This is a genomic window from Sediminibacillus sp. JSM 1682029 (assembly GCF_041366435.1).
In the GTDB taxonomy this organism is placed as follows: Bacteria; Bacillota; Bacilli; order Bacillales; family Amphibacillaceae; genus Sediminibacillus; species Sediminibacillus terrae.
This window is the reverse complement of the sequence record NZ_JBEWYY010000009.1, coordinates 22,430-40,593: the sequence shown is the minus strand read 5'-3', so window position 1 is coordinate 40,593 and position 18,164 is coordinate 22,430. Positions and strand designations below refer to the sequence as shown.

At 45.8% G+C, this 18,164-nt stretch carries 14 protein-coding genes and 1 pseudogene; 9 read left to right on the top strand and 6 right to left on the bottom strand.

The window, feature by feature from the left end; genetic code table 11:
- Positions 1–16: 16 nt before the first annotated feature.
- The 9 genes and pseudogenes from lacZ to ABVF09_RS14800 all read left to right on the top strand — a co-directional run bounded on the left by lacZ (position 17) and on the right by ABVF09_RS14800 (position 12,481).
- Positions 17–3,127, top strand: a complete 3,111-nt coding sequence (gene lacZ / locus ABVF09_RS14840) for a beta-galactosidase, LacZ type (RefSeq protein WP_371069536.1) — start codon at positions 17–19, stop codon at positions 3,125–3,127.
- A 378-nt stretch (positions 3,128–3,505) separates the two neighbouring features.
- The gene (locus tag ABVF09_RS14835; protein ID WP_371069535.1) at positions 3,506–5,584 is read left to right on the top strand and encodes a beta-galactosidase; all 2,079 of its coding nucleotides are present in this window, start codon (positions 3,506–3,508) and stop codon (positions 5,582–5,584) included.
- A complete protein-coding gene (locus ABVF09_RS14830; RefSeq protein ID WP_371069534.1) occupies positions 5,571–7,295 on the top strand; it encodes a glycoside hydrolase family 35 protein in 1,725 nt (574 codons plus the stop codon). Before ABVF09_RS14835 ends, ABVF09_RS14830 begins: the two co-directional genes overlap by 14 nt.
- 799 nt (positions 7,296–8,094) lie before the next feature.
- Positions 8,095–8,319: pseudogene (locus tag ABVF09_RS14825) on the top strand (lipid II flippase family protein); the annotation flags it as partial.
- A gap of 13 nt (positions 8,320–8,332) precedes the next feature.
- Positions 8,333–8,677 carry a hypothetical protein gene (locus tag ABVF09_RS14820; RefSeq protein ID WP_371069533.1) on the top strand — a complete coding sequence of 115 codons (345 nt, stop codon included), beginning with the start codon at positions 8,333–8,335 and terminating at the stop codon, positions 8,675–8,677.
- Positions 8,678–8,759: 82 nt separating this feature from the next.
- On the top strand, positions 8,760–9,179 hold the full coding sequence (locus ABVF09_RS14815) for a hypothetical protein (protein ID WP_371069532.1): 420 nt from the start codon (positions 8,760–8,762) through the stop codon (positions 9,177–9,179).
- Positions 9,180–9,272: 93 nt separating this feature from the next.
- Complete coding sequence (locus tag ABVF09_RS14810; protein ID WP_153461695.1) at positions 9,273–9,731, top strand: hypothetical protein; 459 nt, start codon at positions 9,273–9,275, stop codon at positions 9,729–9,731.
- 305 nt (positions 9,732–10,036) lie between these two features.
- Positions 10,037–11,206, top strand: coding sequence for a hypothetical protein (locus ABVF09_RS14805; protein ID WP_371069531.1), 1,170 nt, complete (start codon positions 10,037–10,039; stop codon positions 11,204–11,206).
- Positions 11,207–11,236: 30 nt separating this feature from the next.
- Positions 11,237–12,481 (top strand): metal-dependent hydrolase family protein, encoded by a 1,245-nt coding sequence (locus tag ABVF09_RS14800; protein WP_026571323.1) that lies wholly within the window; start codon positions 11,237–11,239, stop codon positions 12,479–12,481.
- A gap of 239 nt (positions 12,482–12,720) precedes the next feature.
- Here the strand turns inward: ABVF09_RS14800 and ABVF09_RS14795 are convergent, their stop codons facing one another.
- The 6 genes from ABVF09_RS14795 to ABVF09_RS14770 form a co-directional block, all read right to left on the bottom strand.
- The gene (locus ABVF09_RS14795; RefSeq protein WP_153461699.1) at positions 12,721–13,353 is read right to left on the bottom strand and encodes a DUF4352 domain-containing protein; all 633 of its coding nucleotides are present in this window, start codon (positions 13,351–13,353) and stop codon (positions 12,721–12,723) included.
- Between the two features lie 150 nt (positions 13,354–13,503).
- Entirely contained in the window at positions 13,504–13,635 is a 132-nt protein-coding gene (locus tag ABVF09_RS14790) for a hypothetical protein (RefSeq protein ID WP_272914930.1), read from the bottom strand.
- Positions 13,636–14,033: 398 nt separating this feature from the next.
- A complete protein-coding gene (locus ABVF09_RS14785) occupies positions 14,034–14,942 on the bottom strand; it encodes a glycine betaine ABC transporter substrate-binding protein (RefSeq protein ID WP_153461701.1) in 909 nt (302 codons plus the stop codon).
- Between the two features lie 5 nt (positions 14,943–14,947).
- Positions 14,948–15,619, bottom strand: coding sequence for a cysteine hydrolase family protein (locus ABVF09_RS14780; RefSeq protein WP_153461703.1), 672 nt, complete (start codon positions 15,617–15,619; stop codon positions 14,948–14,950).
- Positions 15,620–15,639: 20 nt separating this feature from the next.
- A complete protein-coding gene (locus ABVF09_RS14775) occupies positions 15,640–16,173 on the bottom strand; it encodes a GbsR/MarR family transcriptional regulator (protein WP_153461705.1) in 534 nt (177 codons plus the stop codon).
- 151 nt (positions 16,174–16,324) lie between these two features.
- The gene (locus ABVF09_RS14770) at positions 16,325–18,121 is read right to left on the bottom strand and encodes a cation:proton antiporter (RefSeq protein WP_153461707.1); all 1,797 of its coding nucleotides are present in this window, start codon (positions 18,119–18,121) and stop codon (positions 16,325–16,327) included.
- Between the last annotated feature and the right edge of the window lie 43 nt (positions 18,122–18,164).

Here is an 18,164-nt window from a genome sequence, read left to right as displayed (position 1 = left end):
GTAGGGGGAGATTCAGATGGTAAATGATTGGGAAAATCACCAGCTATTACAGCGAAATCGCAGGGACGCACGCGCACATTTTATTCCTTTTTCCGACAGGCAAACGGCGCTGACATTCAATCGCAGGCTTTCACCAGCTGTCCATTCATTGAATGGACGCTGGAAGTTCCATTACGCGGAAAATCCTCAGACGGCACCGGAAGGATTTTACACGGAAGGCTATGAAACGAGTGGGTGGGATGATTTATATGTCCCTTCATCCTGGCAAATGCATGGTTACGGAAAACCGGCTTATACGAATGTCGTCTATCCGTTCCCAGTGGAACCGCCTTTCGTGCCCACCGAAAACCCGACCGGTTCCTATGTCAGAGAGTTCTGGATTGCCGCAGAATGGCTGGAAAAACAAGTGACCATTACCTTCGCAGGGGTGGACAGTGCTTTCTGTTTATGGGTGAACGGGAAAGAAGTCGGTTACAGCCAGGGGAGCCGGGTTCCATCTGAATTTGATTTGACCGCTTATATCCGGGAAGGAAACAACAAGCTGGCTGTCCAAGTGTATCAGTGGTCCGATGGGACGTACTTGGAAGACCAGGATATGTGGTGGCTGAGTGGTATTTTTCGCGATGTCTATTTAACTGTTGTTGCGAAAGTACATGTCGAGGATACTTTTGTAAAGGCAGACTTTGTTGAAAACGGGGAAGGCCGCCTGTCGATTGAAACGGTCATTGAAAACAGCGGAGAAACGGCAAGCGGGGAATCCCGGCTGCATTATCAGCTTTTTGATGCAAACGGAGCTTTTGTTGGGGAAGCGGATAGCGAAGAGGTAACGCTCGATGGGGCAGGAAAGGAAACGATCATCACCACTTTTTCTGTGGAAAGTCCTCATCCATGGTCGGCCGAGGATCCCTATTTATATAAGCTGCTGATTTCGCTCCAGACAGGATTGGATGAAACAACCGAAGTGATTCCCGTCCGCGTCGGGTTCCGGAAAATCGAGTTGCGTAACGGTTTGTTTTATGTGAACGGCAAGGCGATTAAGCTGAAAGGGGTAAACCGCCACGATCATCATCCCGACTTGGGGCGCGCCGTCCCGCTGGAATGGATGGAGGAAGACATCCGGTTGATGAAGCAGCACAATATTGATGCAGTCCGGACGGCTCATTATCCGAATGATCCGCGATTTTATGATTTGTGTGATCAATATGGATTGTATGTAATTGACGAGGCCGACTTGGAAACGCACGGTTTTGATGTAATCGGTGACTGGAGCAGGCTAAGCGATGACCCGGAATGGAAGGAAGCTTACCTGGATCGGATGAAACGGATGGTCGCCCGTGATAAAAACCATCCATCCATCATCATGTGGTCGCTCGGGAACGAGTCCGGTTACGGAAAAAACCATATGGCGATGGCAGAGTGGGCGAGAGGATATGATTGCACACGATTGATCCATTATGAAGGGGAATGCCGGGCAATCACCCGGTCGGAAAGCAATTATGATCCGCAGCGCGATCCGGAAGCCTCGGATGTTTTCACGACGATGTACACGGCTGTTGAAGTGATGGATGATTTAGGGCAGCGGAATGATTTGAAGAAGCCGCATATCCTGTGCGAGTATGCCCATGCCATGGGAAATGGTCCCGGCGGGTTGAAGGAGTATTGGGAAGCCTTCTACAAATATGATCGTCTCCAGGGTGGATTTGTCTGGGAATGGCTTGACCACGGGATTCGCAGGGTGACAGAAGATGGAGAAGAATACTTTGCGTATGGAGGTGACTTCGGAGAAAAACCGCACGATTCCAACTTTGTGATCGATGGTCTGGTGAAGGCTGATCACACTCCGTCACCGGCGTTAAAGGAGTATAAAAAAGTCATCGAACCGGTTTTGGTCGAAGCGGTTGATTTGGAAAAAGGCATGATAAAGGTTACGAATCGTTATGATTTTATTTCCTTGGATCATTTGCAGGCGGTCTGGTCGGTGAAGACCGGTGAAAAGGTGGTCGCAACTGGTACCTTTTCGGTTGCCGGTATTCAGGCAGGTGCAAGCGAAGAAGTTGTCTTGTCTTATCAACTGGAAAGGGTGCTGGGCGAAGGAGGAGAATACTGGCTGGATATCGACTTTATGTTAGGGGTCGATACTACTTGGGCGAAAGCCGGTCACCTGGTTGCATGGGCTCAATTTGAACTCCCGGCTCCTTCGATTGATGTATTTCCTGCTACAACGAAAACAAAAATGCCTTTGCGTGTGGTAGATGGAACTGGTGGTCTGCTTGTCGAGGGAGTGGATTTTCACCTCCTGTTTAATAAAGGAAACGGAGATATTGCCGAATATCAGTACCAGGGGGTCGATTTGTTGAAGAAAGGGCCGTCCCTGAATTTGTGGAGGGCACCGATCGACAATGATCTATGGGCCCAGGTGCATTGGAAGGATATCCCCTCGATCAAAGAATGGAAAGACTTCGGCCTGCACTGGCTCCAGCAGCGGATTGAAAAATTGAACTGGCAGTCGATGAGTGATGGCCGGGTACAGGTCGCTGTGAAAGCCCGGGTGGCTCCTCCTGTCCTGGAGTGGGGAGTTGCCACTACGTACAGCTATACGATTGATGTTGCCGGTGGACTTGCAATCGATGTAAAAGGTGAACCGTATGGAAAGCTTCCAAGTACCTTTCCGCGCATCGGGTTGAAGATGGAAGTGCCGGCAGTGTTCAATCATGTGAAATGGTATGGCCTCGGGCCGGGAGAAGCATATGTCGACAGCCGGCAAGCGGCTCGCGTCGGTGTCTGGACAAAGGCTGTCGAGGACCTCCGCACGCCGTATGTTTACCCGCAGGAAAACGGCAACCGCCACCAGGTCCGCTGGGCGCGGTTGACCAATGAAGCAGGAACCGGAATGACTTTCCGGGGTCAGCCTGTATTTGACTTCAACGCGCAATATTATACACAGGAAAACATAGAGGAAGCACAACATACGTATGATTTAGTCAAACAGGACTTTCTTACGATCATGCTCGATCACCGGCAGCACGGACTCGGCTCGGCAAGCTGCGGTCCCGATGTGCTGGAAAAATACAGACTCAAGAGCGGCCCTTTCCGGTTTGGCGTGAAGATGGATCCGGAATGGCATTGATGGGGGCGCTTTTCAGTGGATGGCGGTGAATTGGAGTTGATTAACGAGGGAAATACCATCCTTCACAGTTGATGAAAATGGAAAGAAGGCGTGCGGAAGAAGGAACCCCTTCACCGGTGTGATGAAGATGAAAAGGCGCACGGAAGAAGAAAACGTCTTTCATGGGGGCAGTGAAGATGAAATGGAGCAGCGCAAAACGGGGAATGAATGGTCGACGTAGAGTGCCTTTGTCTTCATTCCATGTGGATGAAGTACAACCATCACGGAAATGAAGTATTTTTCCGTAGTCGATTCATAACGCTGCATGAAGAAGCAACAAGCCATGCGAAAAATTCCTCTTTAAAGAAGGAAGAACGAGTCAGGAAAGGATTTGATGAAATGAAATATAATCCAGTCAGTTCGAAAATCCCGAAAATGCTTCACGGTGCCGACTACAATCCGGAGCAATGGGAGGATTATCCCGGCATCATGGAAAAAGATATCCGCATGATGAAACTGGCAAATTGCAATGTAATGTCTGTCGGTATTTTTTCCTGGGCTAAACTCGAACCGGAAGAAGGAGTGTTCCGGTTCGAGTGGCTTGACAAGCTTCTCGATAAACTTTCCGAGAATGGCCTTTACGCGTTCTTGGCGACTCCGAGCGGCGCGCGTCCGGCCTGGATGTCGGAGAAATATCAGGAAGTGCTCCGAGTCGGTCCAAACCGGGTGCGTAACCTGCACGGGCTGCGACATAACCACTGTTATACTTCCGCGGTTTACCGTGAAAAAGTGAAGACGATCAACCAAAAGCTGGCGAAACGGTATGCCGGCCACCCTGCAGTGATCGGCTGGCACGTTTCCAACGAATACGGGGGAGAATGCCATTGTGATTTATGCCAGGAAGCATTCAGGGAATGGCTGAAAGAAAAATACGGAACATTGGATCGCTTGAATCATAGCTGGTGGACGACGTTTTGGAGTCATACGTACACCTCGTGGTCGCAAATTGAATCGCCTGCACCGCACGGGGAAACGATGGTCCACGGACTTAATTTGGATTGGAAGCGGTTCGTGACAGATCAGACCCTCGACTTCCTCAAACAGGAGATCAAACCATTGAAAGCAGTGAAACCAGACCTGCCGGTTACCACCAATTTCATGGAGGCATTCGAGGGACTCCATTACGGCAAGTTTGCCGATACGCTTGATTTTGTTTCGTGGGATTCGTATCCGACCTGGCATGATCCTGACGGGGATGTCGAACAGGCAGCCTGGGTGGCGATGAACCATGACATGTTTCGTTCGATCAAAGACGGACAGCCGTTTTTGTTGATGGAAAGCACACCTAGCATGACCAATTGGCAGCCAGTCAGCAAACTGAAACGTCCAGGTATGCACTTGTTGTCTTCGATGCAGGCAGTCGCGCATGGATCGGACTCTGTACAGTATTTTCAATGGCGTAAAAGCAGGGGGTCCAGCGAGAAGTTTCATGGTGCCGTAGTTGATCACGCAGGTCACGAACATACCCGGGTGTTCCGGGAAGTAAGCAAAGTCGGGGAGACTCTTGCCAAATTGGATGAGGTTGTCGGAACCTCCGTAGAAGCAGAAGTAGCCATCATTTTTGATACGGAAAACCGATGGGCGATAAAAGATGCCCAGGGACCGCGCAATCAAGGGATCAAGTATGAAAAAACAGTCGCGGCACATTATCAGGCCTTCTGGAAGCAAGGGGTAGCTGTCGATGTCATCGATATGGAGAAGGATATTTCGAAATACAAACTGGTGGTAGCGCCGATGCTCTATATGGTGCGGGATGGTGTTGGCGAAAAAATCGAAGCATTTGTCGAGAATGGGGGTACAGTCGTCACCACCTATTGGTCGGGTATCGTCAATGAAACCGATTTGACGTTCCTCGGAGGTTTTCCCGGCCCGCTTCGACGTACACTCGGCATCTGGTCCGAGGAAATCGACGCTTTGTATGATGGGCAGAAGAACCAAATCAAGTTGAAGGAAAATACGCTTGGCTTGAATGGAGAATATACGACTGTCGAGCTTTGTGATTTGATTCATTTGGAGGGAGCGGAAGTGTTGGCGACTTACCAGGAAGATTTTTATGCCGGCCGTCCAGCACTGACGGTCAATCGTTTCGGCCGGGGAAAAGCATACTATATCGCCTCTCGCAATGAACAGTCCTTCCACGACGCCTTTTATGGAAAACTGGTGGAAGAAACTGGGGTAAAAAAGGCTTTGGAATCCAAGTTGCCGCAAGGTGTGTCGGCGCAAAGCCGGACAGATGGCAAGCATGATTACTTATTTTTTATGAACTTTGGCGGTGAAAAGCAAACCGTTGTTTTGCCTGATGGAACTTTTACTAATCTTATTGACGGAGGCTCTGTTTCCCAGTCGATTGAAGTGCCTTCTTTTGGATTGCGACTCTTAAAACGAGAACGGAAGGAGGGCGCCCATGCTGCAGGCTAGAGACGGAATGTTTTACTTAGATGACGAACCCTTTCAGATCTTATCCGGGGCCATGCATTACTTCCGCACGGTCCCCGAGCAATGGGAAGACCGGCTGCAGAAGCTGAAAGCGCTCGGTTTGAACACGGTAGAAACCTATGTGCCCTGGAACCTGCACGAACCAAAGAAGGGGCGGTTTGAATTTTCCGGGCTGGCCGATATCGAACAGTTCATTCAGCTGGTGCATGAGTTGGATTTGTATATCATCATCCGTCCTTCCCCGTATATTTGCGCTGAATGGGAAATGGGCGGCCTGCCTTCCTGGCTTTTGAAAAACCCTGATATCGTGCTTCGCAGCAGTGATCCTGTCTATTTGCAACATGTGGAAGAATATTACGACATACTGCTGCCGAAGCTGCGTCCTTTCTTGTATCAACATGGCGGCCCCGTCATTGCCATGCAGATCGAAAATGAGTATGGTGCTTACGGAAATGATCATCCGTATTTAGCTTTTTTAAAAGACCAGTATGCCAAGCATGGTTTGGAGACGTTTTTATTCACATCCGACGGGCCGGAGTTTATCAAACAAGGATCTTTACCGGACGTGACGACGACATTGAACTTTGGATCAAAGGTGGAGGAGGCCTTCCAACAACTCGAGGAGATGAAACCTGGTTCCCCGAAGATGGTGACGGAATTCTGGATTGGCTGGTTCGACTATTGGACAGGGGAACACCATACCCGGGATGCGGAGGATGCTGCCCAGGTATTCAAGGAACTGATGGAAAGCAACAGCTCGGTCAATTTTTATATGTTCCATGGAGGCACCAATTTCGGCTTCATGAACGGCGCCAATCACTATGATATCTACTACCCTACGATCACCAGCTATGATTATGATAGTCTATTGACGGAAAGTGGCGGGGTGACCGATAAGTACCGTGCCATCAAGCAGACATTACAAGATTACATGGACGTTCCGGAAGACTATCAAAGCAAGTCTACCGCCAAAGCATATGGAACAGTAAAATTGAAAGAAACGGTCAGTTTATTTGATACACTGCAGCATACCAGCAGGCGTATCGAACACGTCGCCCCCCTGTCGATGGAGGAGATCGACCAGTCTTATGGTTATACACTATACCGCACCAAGATCGACAGACAAGGGGACTTGAACCTGAAAATCGACGCCATCCAGGACCGCGGTTTTGTGTACATCAACGGCAGCTATGTCACGACCGTCTATAAAAATGATGAAGAACGCGTGATTACGCTGCCTTTTCCAAACAGTATCAATAGATTGGAAATATTGGTGGAAAACATGGGAAGGGCCAACTATGGAGAGCATTTGTCAGACCGGAAAGGACTCATTCACAACATTTGGCTCGGTGAACAGTACTTTTTTCATTGGGAAATGTATGCCATCGAACTGGAATGTTTGCCGACCGATTATGGGTTGAGTGAGGATTCGCGTTATCCAAAATTTTTCCGGGGAACCTTCGATGCCCCCGCGCGGCGTGACACGTTTGTCGATGCAGCCGGCTTTATAAAAGGAAACATCTTTATCAACGGCTTCAACCTCGGCAGATACTGGAGCACAGCAGGTCCGCAGCAACGGCTTTATTTGCCCGGTCCTCTGTTGAAGGAAAAGCATAATGAATTGGTTATTCTGGAATTGGAGGGTACGAGTACGCGGCAAGTTCAGTTGGAGGGTGAGCATTTACTGGGATAGCGAGACAAGACGGGAAAATCGTGACCAAAATGAAAACCGAACGATCCATCATTCGTTCGGTTTTTTGATGAGCTAAAAGCAAATGATATGAAAAGTGCAACGTTCCACTCCGGCAAGGTACTTCGCTTTCCGCGGGCACGGCTTCAGCTAACTTGGCAAAGAATACCGCTTTGCCAAGTGGATCTTCAGCTCGCGCTCATCCCGCCGGAGTCTTCATACCTTGCCTCCGTTGGAAGGAGATACTTTCTTCTGGTGTGTTTTCCGTTTTGCCTCATGTCCTTGCGGATAGAAAGCGAAGCCGCATGGAGACCAGGAGTACTTCTTTATCCTTATTATGCTATTGTCCCATTTCCAAAGAATAAAGGAAACTCCGTGCTTATTTTTTTCCTCTTCTCTGTTTAGATACCTATCAGCCAATAGAAGAATATAGTTTTGTTCATCTTGTCTTGATAAAGTTGAAATCAGGCCACGAAAACGTAGCGAAGGCAAGATACCGAGACTCCTACGGGAACAGCACGAGCTGAAAATCCCGCAAGAAAGCGTTTGGTGCTTTCTGAGGAAGTTGAAGCCGTGCCCGTGGAACGCGTAGTATCTTGCCGTAGCGATTCGAAGCACCCATCAAACAACAGGATATAACAAGAATACGCAACTAAAAACCGAATGAATCTAATTGGTAGTTATAATTTGTTTGGTTTTTGATTTGGTGGCCATGCTTTTGTCCCAGGCTCTTTCTTAAAAATCCAACAAGAAAAATTCCCAGTATGGTAAAATCAGGGTAAATACAAAAAGAAAGTAACTCAATGGGGTTATAAATGGGATTGCAACAATACTCCTGGTTATTTTTATCGATCCTAAATTATCAGTAATAGCAGACGATGTTGTTAATCAAAGAGGAAGTTACAATAAGTTAAAAAGCATGTCGTTAATGATGGTGACTTCGAGGTTATTAGGTACAATGCTTGCCCAGTTATTTTTCGTATGGGGAGCGGAGTATATAGCGTGGTTTACGAAATTCATTGTGTGAAGGAGACTAACATATGTCGAAAAACAAGTTATTCTTCATTGGGGCAATTTTTCTTTGTACACTGATGGGTTGTTCTCAAGCGGAAGAAGGAACTTTTATGCAAGGGGACATTACAGGAATCAACAAAGAAAGTGGAGATATGGAAGTGGACGTAGACGCATGGACAACAGTTAGCGAGAAAGGATCTTCTACAGAACCATATGAAATTGACGATGCCCCCACCTCTCAAACCATTCGAGTTTCCAATCCGGAAGATTATGAAGAAGGGGAAAAAGTTCAGGTGAAAGTGATCAAAAATTATGAGGAAGATGTGTGGGATTTAGATAGATTGACATTTGAAGTAGAAGAAGTGGATTGAATAGTAATGTCTTCAACTAACACAGCAGCAGTATTTGGGTTTTTATATAAAACGGAGGTGTTTAAGGGGAGTGGTTCAATAAATGGATGATCATTTTGTACCGAAGGTGATGAAATTTTTAGCTTTTTTATTGATTGCAGGTATTCTTATTGGTATTTCTTATCTAATTGTTTATAAAGTTTCATTTTTACCAAATGGTTATGACATAGTTGAAGTGTCAGACGAAAGTATATCGTTGACATCATTCAATATGGTTGGAATGGAAAAGAAAGGGATAGACGCAGTTTTTTCAGAAAAAGATACTTGGAAGATCAAAGCCATAGAACATGAAGTGAAAAAACAAAAGGAATATCTTTGGATTTTGTTTTCTGCAATTAGTGTAAGCGCATTTTTGTTCGTTTATAAGCTTCTTATCAGAATGCAGTTTTGGAGAGCAGTTTTAGAGAGCAATTTTAGAGAGCAATATTATGATTGCAGTTTTGTTTCCATTATTTCATCTTAGTCGATTGGTGAACAGGATAAGTGACTTCATTTCTTGATTACTAAAAAAACGGGTGCTTATCTTTAAAGTTGTCAATTTGAAAGTGAGGATAACATGGATGAAGTCAACTTGGATATTCAAGAAGTTAAGCGTTTAAAAAAGAAGCTGTTAGTCCAATACAATCTCGTGATGCTCTTGTTATTCGTGCTATTTCGTTATTTGGCCGAGAACGGAGAGCCCTCCCTCCTCATTGGTGGAAGTCTTGTGCTTATATGGATAATAGTAGCCGTCACATTGTACACCCTAAAGACAGGAAGATATTTTGGTACTAAGGCTAGTATAATGGTGCAGAAATTTGACAGAAGACGTTTGGGGGAGAAGCGTTGGAAGCGGAGAAGAATGACGGAGGCTGTCATCATCAGTGTTATTTGTATTTTTATCTCCGTCTTCGTGTGGGTTAAGGGTATTAACCCTGCAAGTGTGGACTTTCCTGGCAGTACTTTCCCGTTTATCGGGGCTTGGGTAGGTTATAACATTGGAGAAATTGTCCGAATCTATGACTTGAAAGGATAATTGAAAAATAAGTAGTTAAATAGTCATAAGCTGATGGAACCTTTACATTTTATTTCTTTACATATTAATGATTCAGAACGACTTAAATAGCTATGACATTCCATTTCATTATGGAAGTCATAGCTATTTTTTTTAATAGGCGATTGCCTTTATCCTCAATCGGTTAACCGCTTACACATCTTGCGGGCATTCTTGCAAAACGCAAATTTCGACAAAAACCATATAGACAGAAAATTATGACAGTGCTATACTATTTGAACTATTTAAATTTTTAGAAAATAAAATAAGGAATGGAGGTTTTTGGATTGTTAGAAAATCCACTAATAGCTACAGTCATACTTTTTACATTAATCGCCCTGGGAGAGTGGATTTCTATCATATCCCGGGCCAGAGTCCCGATGCTTCTGACCGCAATGGTTGGATACCTGATTTGTATTTGGACTGGCATCTTTCCGGAGAATATCTTAGATAAGTCGACCTTTGGATCCCTTGGAGCGATTTTGGTGGGACCGGCCATCTTACATATGGGGACCTTGATTCCGTTTTCGCTGCTGAAAAAACAAATCAAAGCAGTTGCCATTTCCCTGGGCGGCGTGATTGTTGCAGGTGTTCTTTTGTTGGTCATCGTTTCTTTGATTTTTGACTATCCCACTGCCGTGGCAGGAGTTGGGCCGATCAGCGGAGGGATCATCGCGTTGGTCGTCACCTCGGAAAAGCTGACGGAAATCGGATTGAGCAGTCTGGTAGTCATTCCGGCATTGATTGTCGCTTTTCAAGGTGTTCTTGGTATGCCGCTCTCGTTATTTTTCATGAAAAAATATGCGACCACCATCCAAAATGACATGGACAATGGTGTCTTCGTTCCGATGGCGGACGGGATGGATAGCGGCAAACCCGAAGCAGATGATAAAGCGCAAAGTCCGCTTCGTTCAAGTATGACACTGAAATTGTTTTATGTATTTGTCGGGGCTGCAATCGGTGTAGCGCTTGGAGAAGTGACTCCGATCAATTACAGCCTATGGTGTCTGGCGATCGGCGTTATCGGTTTGAAGCTGGGAGTCTTTGAATCTCGGACATTGGAAAAATCGAATTCATTCACACTTGTCATGATTGCCATCATATTTGTGGTGCTCGGCACCATGGGAGGAGTCACGCCACAGCAGGTACTTGATAACCTGCCAAGCATACTTCTATTTTTGTTGTTGGGAACTTTCGGCATCGCGCTCGGCGGTTACATCGTGTCCAAATTGGTGAAGTGGCATCCACTCAAGGGAATGCCAGTGGCGCTGACCGCCTTGTTCGGCTTCCCAGGGGATTACATTTTGTGTGAAGAAGCCAGCAGGAGTGTCGCACGCAACAAAGAGGAAGAACAAATCATTTTCAATGAGTTATTGGCCCCGATGTTGATTGGCGGGTTCACCACGGTTACGGTAAGCTCGGTGGTCGTGGCAGGAATCCTGGTAGGGACCTTATAACATAGAAGTATTTTACAAGGAGGAATTGGGATGGCAGTAAAACTGATTAAAAACGGATTGTTGGTCGATGGTAACGGCGGAGAGCCGGTAAAAGATCAAATCGTCGTCGTCGACGGAGCGAAAATAGTTTATACAGGAGAAGAAAGCGGTTATCAGCCGACCGGGCAAGAGGAAGTCATCGACGCACAGGGCGGTACGATTCTGCCGGGTCTGATTGATACCCACGTCCATATGATGATGGAATACATGCCGGTTTCCAAACGACTGGAAACACCATTTTCCTTTATGTACTATCAAGCAGCAGAGTACTTGAAGAACACGTTGGAAGCAGGTATCACCTCGGTGAGGGATGCGCTTGGCACAGATCTCGGGGTTAAAAAGGCGGTCGAGGATGGCTTGATTGCCGGACCGCGGCTTCAACTGAGCATCAATGCGCTGACGATCACTGGCGGACACGGGGACGGTTATACGGTTTCCGGCAATATCCTGGACTTGCTGCCGAATGATTACCCTGGCATGCCGAGTGGTCTTTGCGATGGCGTGGAAGAAGTCCGGAAAAAGACCCGGGAGATGCTGAGGGCAGGGGCTGAGGTTATCAAAGTCCATGCGACAGGGGGGGTCCTGAGCGCCACCGACCATCCGGAATTCACCCAGTTTTCCCAAGAAGAGCTGGAAGTGATCGTCCAGGAAGGCAAGTACCGCAAAGGGGTCAAAGTTATGGCCCATGCACAAGGTGCAGAAGGGATCAAAAATGCAGTGCGTGCTGGCATCCATTCGATTGAACATGGCATTTTCATCGACGATGAAGCGATCGAATTGATGCTGGAAAACGGTACATATCTTGTTCCGACGCTGTTGGCACCTGTAGCGGTATTGGAAACTGCCAAGGAAGTAGGCATGCCGGACAGCGCAGTCGAGAAATCGAAAGAAGTTATTGAAGCCCATAAACAAAGCTTTACGAAAGCATACAAAGCTGGCGTCAAAATTGCCATGGGTACAGATGCCGGCGTAATGAAGCATGGCACCAACCTTCGTGAGTTAGGTTTGATGGCCGATGCTGGCATGTCGCCGATGGAAACCATTGTCGCTTCCACTAAAACAGCAGCCGAATGTATGGGCTGGGAGGATAAGCTTGGCACCATCGAACAAGGCAAGCTAGCTGACATTGTCATTGTAAAAGGAAATCCGCTGGAGGATATTTACTCGCTGGCTGACAATGATAATATCCAAGTTGTGCTCAAGGACGGCAAGGTAGAGAAGAATTTGTTTCAATAGATTTCTTTAGGCGGAAAATAGAAAAGGAGAGAGGCAGCTCAATGACAGCCTCTCTCCTTTTGTCTATATATGCGAATTTTTCTGCAATATTCTCTCACTATCCGTTATATGCAGTCTTTAGCTAACGCCATTCATTAGTGCAGTAGAGGCACGATCTTTAACTGAAATCCAGTTTTGTTTAAGCGTGACGTGTATGCATCTTTAAATACTTAACTATTCACGTTGCTAAGTCCCTGTACTTATTCTGCCTCGTCCTCTGTAAATTCAAATGAAATGGTATTTGCGTTAGGTGAGGAGTCGCCACTAATTAATGAATAAGAAGTCCCGACAGGTGAGTCATATAATAATACCCCTGTCTTAGACTCATTAGGTTGTATTTCACCTGGCCACTTTTCTGCCACTCCATCTATGTAGAACCAAGGTAAACCACCGACATTTTCATTATCTAAATACAGGCTTAATCCATCTTCAGCGACAACTGGCACTTCGCTTAGATTTTTAAGCGTCACGTTCGCGAGGACATAGTTGCCTTCCTCGCTCGGTTGATCTCCTGCGGTATCGGTAATTTCTACAGAATTAAGGGTGATTTCAAATTCTCGTATGATGTCTTGATAACCATATTTATAATGAGCCGTGTCGCCAATTGATAAGCCAAGCTGATCTTCAGGCAAATCAAGGTCTCCGTACATACTGTCGTTGCCGTCGTTATTATCGTTTTCCTCTTTATCTTCATTTTCTTCAGGTGTAGCCGTGTTTTCTTCTGCACCATCAGCGGTTTCGCCTACCTCTTCATCTTCTGCTGAATTACTGCAAGCACTAATGAACAGAACGCTGATGACTAAAATGAATCCCCTTATCATTTTCCTCTTCAATTATACCCCTCCTAATTTACACACAAGTATTTATATTTTACCATAAACGTTCATGACTTCCTGTATATGTTTTAAATGTCCGGGAAAAAACAGACAGATGTGCAAAAGGCAGAAGTTGAGCTGCTTCTGCCTTTTTGTTCCACCTTATATTCATTTTCCTTCTGTCGCCTTCAACACCACCAGCTGATCGCCTTCTTCCAGCATGAACTTTTTTCGCAGGCTGACAATGATAATATCCAAGTTGTCGTCAAGGACGGCAAGGTAGAGAAGAATTTGTTTCAATAGATTTCTTTAGACAGTAAACAGAAAAGGAGAGAGGCTGCTCAATGAAAGCCTCTCTCCTTTTGTTTTGATCTCTTTTCGGACTAGTTGATCTAGGTCGCTCTACTTTTGCGTCGAGTCGCTCTACTTTGAAGCGAAGTCGCTCCACTAAGTGCGAGTTGCTCTTCTTAGTGTAGAAATCGCTCTACTTTTGCGTCGAGTCGCTCTACTTTGGAGTGAAGTCGCTCCACTTCGTGCGAGTTGATCTTCTTAGTGTTGAGATCGCTCTACTTTTGCGTCGGGTCGCTCTACTTTGAAGCGAAGTCGCTCTACTTTCGCGTCGAATCTCTCCACTTTTCGCAAATTGTTCTTCTTTCTGGTTCCAGAGTTTCCTCCCTAAAATTTAAAGAGGAGAAAACTTATTCAGCCAACATTTTATCGACTTGATCTCGATGTTCCTCTATCCACTCTGCCGCTGAGTCCTCAAATGAAGTATCCTCTTTCTCATAAGCGAGCATCATTTCCTCTAGGTCAGCTACATCTATACTCCACTTGGACATGATTTCGTATGCTCTCGGGTGTTTTTCTTCCAGTCCTTTGTAAGAAAGTACATATACGTTGTCGTATTGAAAATGTTCTTGTGTATCTTCTAGAAACTTCAAATCGTACTTAGCAAACATGGAATGGGGGCGCCAACCGGTTATCACGAAAGGTTCTTTGTTTTTAGTTTTTGAATCAATAACACCCATCATGGCCGATTCACTTGAAGGAACGAGTTCATAGCCATCTAAATTGTAGTTTTTATCGTTCATGACTTCCTTCGATATTTCCACGATTCCAGCTCCGGCACCAATCGTGACAATTTCGTTGTCAAACTTATCGGCTTTTCCTGCTAAGTCGTCAATTGTTTCTTCTTCAACATAGCTTGGTACAACCCAACCTAGAGGCGCGCTTTCATAGCTGGTAGCGACTTTTTGCAGGTCTTCTTTATATTCGTTCCATAGCTCTTTTTCCGTATAGGGCAGCCATGCGTCCATAAAGAAATCAATTTCCTGGTCTTGTATTCCTTGCCAAATTACTGGCTGTGTTAGAAGAGATGTTTCGACATTATACCCGGCTTCTTCCAATATCTGAGTTGCGATCGCTGTAGGTGCTTCTGTACTGGTCCATGATGGCATTCCAAAGGTTATTGTTTCTTCTGCCACATTTTCATTGGAAGAGTTGGCATTTTCTGAATCACTTGACTGGTTTTCCGTCTCATCTGATTGTCCGCAAGCAGTAAGGGCGATAAGTCCAACTAATATTGCGATTATGACTAGTTTTTTCATAAAATTTATTCTCCTTTATCTTGTGGTAGTTTGGCAAATTGCTGTCTCATATTTTCCGGTGTGAACTGCAAAGAATCCACCTCGTTTGATTCCCAACAATTAACGCCATCTCCGTTGATTTGTTGGATAATTTTTGGTGTGTTATAGACTTTCAGGTTATATACCCAGTTGGCCATAATCATTAAGGAGGCCATGTGTGCTCCTTCATTTGACGCAGCGCACATATCCTTGACCAAGTGAACATTATAGTCACGGAAATAGGCATCGAAAACAGAAGTCAGTAGGCAGCCATCTGTCACTACTCCTCCAACGATGAGGTTTTTGACTCCCATACTTCTCAAAATTATATCTAGATTTGTATCAAAAAAGGCACTCCATCGGTGTTTATCGATAACTATATCGGTCTCGAGGGGTTTTACTTCCTCCACAATCTCAATGTTTTCCGTGTTGGATGCATAGAAGAAGGGAGTGCCATCCTCCTTAAGCGGTTCCTGTCTTGAGAGCCCAATTCCATCGGCACGATTGATTTGCCTAGTATAAATAATCGGAATGCCATTTTCGCGGCAAGCTTGGATTACTTCCTGTGTATTGCGGATTGCTTTGTCCATCCTTTCCAAACCGAAGTTTCCTTCTTTTTGTAGGTCGATTAGAACGAGAGCTGATTCTTCGATGCTCATAATAAAAACTCCTTTGTCTATTAGTTGCTTTTGGGAAAGTAGTTGAATATTTCTCCAGATTCCATGGCGTTGGCTAGACGCATCACCCAATCTAAATATTGCTTAGAATCAGTAATCAAGTTTAAGTCTTTTGCCGCCATGTCCTTAATCTCATTTTGACTGCCTTTATCAGCTATGCGAGAGAAGGTTGGCTCAGTTTGTTCGATTGCTTTACTGATTAGGCTTCGCTCCATCCGCAGCATTTTGACAAAGAAAGTTAGGAAATTCTTCAGAAAATCTTTTTCAGCAATGTAATGATCTTTCCGGTTACCTTTCTTCCATACCTTTGTCACCATTTCGGTTTCCAATAAATCTTTAATGCCGTTACTGACACTTGCTTTGCTCATGGCTACCTGGTCTTTGATTTCGTCTAGGGTCAAGGGCTGATCTGAAAAATATAACAACCCATAGATTCGGCCTACAGAAGGGGTTACACCATAAATGACCATTGTTTGAGCGATAGCACTGATCATCACATCACGGGCATCCTCCAATTGTTGCATTTCCTCTGTCATTCCTTCGCCTCCTTTTAATTCAATTTATACAATAAAATCAATTTATATAATTTATTTTAAATAAATTAAACAAAATGTCAAATGCTCATGGTCATAAAGACCATAAAAAAGACAGAAGTGCGTTCACTTCTGCTGTTACATTCTCAATTATTTACTTTCCTTCTGTCGCCTTCAACACCACCAGCTGATCGCCTTCTTCCAGCATGAACTTTTTTCGCAGGCTGATCAGCTCGACGCCGTCCTTCTCCTTTTTGATGAAGAGCGGTACTACATCGGCCGGCAGGTTTTCCCTCGTAACTTTGTTTTTTTCTTTAATGAAGATTGTTTGCAATGAATAAGTTGTATTGATTTTCCGGTTTAGCTCGGTGAAAATAGCATCTTCGGAAAATAACAGATGGGTACGGTGTGACTTGTCCACCTGTTCTTCATCGTCGGAATTGTTCCTGCTTGGCAACGAAAAGGTGTTGTTGTAACCGAATTCCGGTGCATACGACTGGATGACCAGTGCGTTATAAGAACTGTCGCCAGTCATCGCCAGGATGGTTTCATAAGGTGTCAAATCCACGTCGTATTGCGTGTGCTCTGCAAGAATCTGTCCGTGATGAACGGGGATATCTTTAGAAACGGCGCCTTGAAGCCGCCCAGCAGAGGAATCACTGATCAACACGGGAATATCGAATTTCCGCAGGTATTCAGCCAAAGCGATTGAAAAGCTGCTGGCACCGACGATGAGAATGCCCGGGGCTGCGTCGTTGGCCAGTCCCAGTGCTTTGGCTAACGGTCTTAGCGTGAATCCGTGGGCACACACGGTGATAAAGACAAGAGCGAACGTTAACGTGGTCAACAGGGAAGCTCCCTGATGCCCTTCTTCCATCAACAATGCCGAAAAATAACCCGAAACCGTCAGGGCGACTACCCCTCGTGGAGCCACCCAGCCGATCAGTCCTTTTTCTGCTAGCGTCAATTCGGTTCCGATTGTCGATAGCCAAATCGATAAGGGACGGACAAGGAACAGCATCACGACGACAAATCCGATTATTGGAAGTGTGAAAATCTCGGCTATTGTTTCCCGGGAGAGGGAAGCGGTCAGCAAAATGAAAATCGTTGATGTGAGCATGACCGAAATGTTTTCGACGAAGTGACTGATATTGCCGATGGAAGAGACATACCGTTTCGTCCGGGCGAGCGTCAAGCCCATCACCGTCACCGCCAGCATCCCGGTTTCATGCATGATCACTTCTGCTGCCGTGAAGCAGATCAAAACAAAAGCCAGCATAATCGGCGATTTCAAGTATTCCGGGAAGATCCCTTTGCTGATCATGATACTGACGGCCATGCCGATTGCATAGCCGAACACAACTGCAATCAGCGCACTGAAGAAAAATTTTAACAAATAGTCGAATTGCAGCGAATCGATGGTCAAAACTTTGATGACCTCATAAGCAAACAGTGCCAGCAACGGGCCGAATGGATCGACAATAATTCCTTCCCATTTGAGCGCAGCAGCAATACGTGGAGCCAATTTGGCATTCCGCAGCAAAGGGATGATGACAGTGGGACCTGTCACGACAAACAAGCCGCCGATAATAAACGAGACCTCATAGCTGAGGCCGGCAATGAAATGGGCAGCGAGCGAGCCGGCGATCCAGGCAATGAATGCGCCGAATGTCACGATGCGGAAGACAGACTTGGAAATCCCCCTGATTTCCCGGATATCGAGACTGGAGCTTCCTTCAAACAACACGATGGCGACAGCCAAAGAAATTAAAGGGCTGTACAGATTGCCTAATGCTTCCTGTGGATTGAACAGGCCGAAAATCGGACCGAGCAGCAATCCGGCAATCGACATGATCACGATCGATGGCCATTGAATGCGCCAGGCCAGCCATTGGGAGAAAATGCCGATTCCTAGGATAATGACAATACTAACTAAAACGATATTTTCCATTTATGTAGAACACCTCTTAACCTGAATGAATAGTCATTTCAAA

Coding starts and splice junctions, on each gene's coding strand:
- ABVF09_RS14780 (WP_153461703.1), bottom strand. CDS start 15,619: ATGAGCATCGAAGAATCAGCTCTCGTTCTAATCGACCTACAAAAAGAA.
- ABVF09_RS14785 (WP_153461701.1), bottom strand. CDS start 14,942: ATGAAAAAACTAGTCATAATCGCAATATTAGTTGGACTTATCGCCCTT.
- ABVF09_RS14775 (WP_153461705.1), bottom strand. CDS start 16,173: ATGACAGAGGAAATGCAACAATTGGAGGATGCCCGTGATGTGATGATC.
- ABVF09_RS14815 (WP_371069532.1), top strand. CDS start 8,760: ATGGATGATCATTTTGTACCGAAGGTGATGAAATTTTTAGCTTTTTTA.
- ABVF09_RS14835 (WP_371069535.1), top strand. CDS start 3,506: ATGAAATATAATCCAGTCAGTTCGAAAATCCCGAAAATGCTTCACGGT.
- ABVF09_RS14830 (WP_371069534.1), top strand. CDS start 5,571: ATGCTGCAGGCTAGAGACGGAATGTTTTACTTAGATGACGAACCCTTT.
- lacZ (WP_371069536.1), top strand. CDS start 17: ATGGTAAATGATTGGGAAAATCACCAGCTATTACAGCGAAATCGCAGG.
- ABVF09_RS14820 (WP_371069533.1), top strand. CDS start 8,333: ATGTCGAAAAACAAGTTATTCTTCATTGGGGCAATTTTTCTTTGTACA.
- ABVF09_RS14810 (WP_153461695.1), top strand. CDS start 9,273: ATGGATGAAGTCAACTTGGATATTCAAGAAGTTAAGCGTTTAAAAAAG.
- ABVF09_RS14800 (WP_026571323.1), top strand. CDS start 11,237: ATGGCAGTAAAACTGATTAAAAACGGATTGTTGGTCGATGGTAACGGC.
- ABVF09_RS14770 (WP_153461707.1), bottom strand. CDS start 18,121: ATGGAAAATATCGTTTTAGTTAGTATTGTCATTATCCTAGGAATCGGC.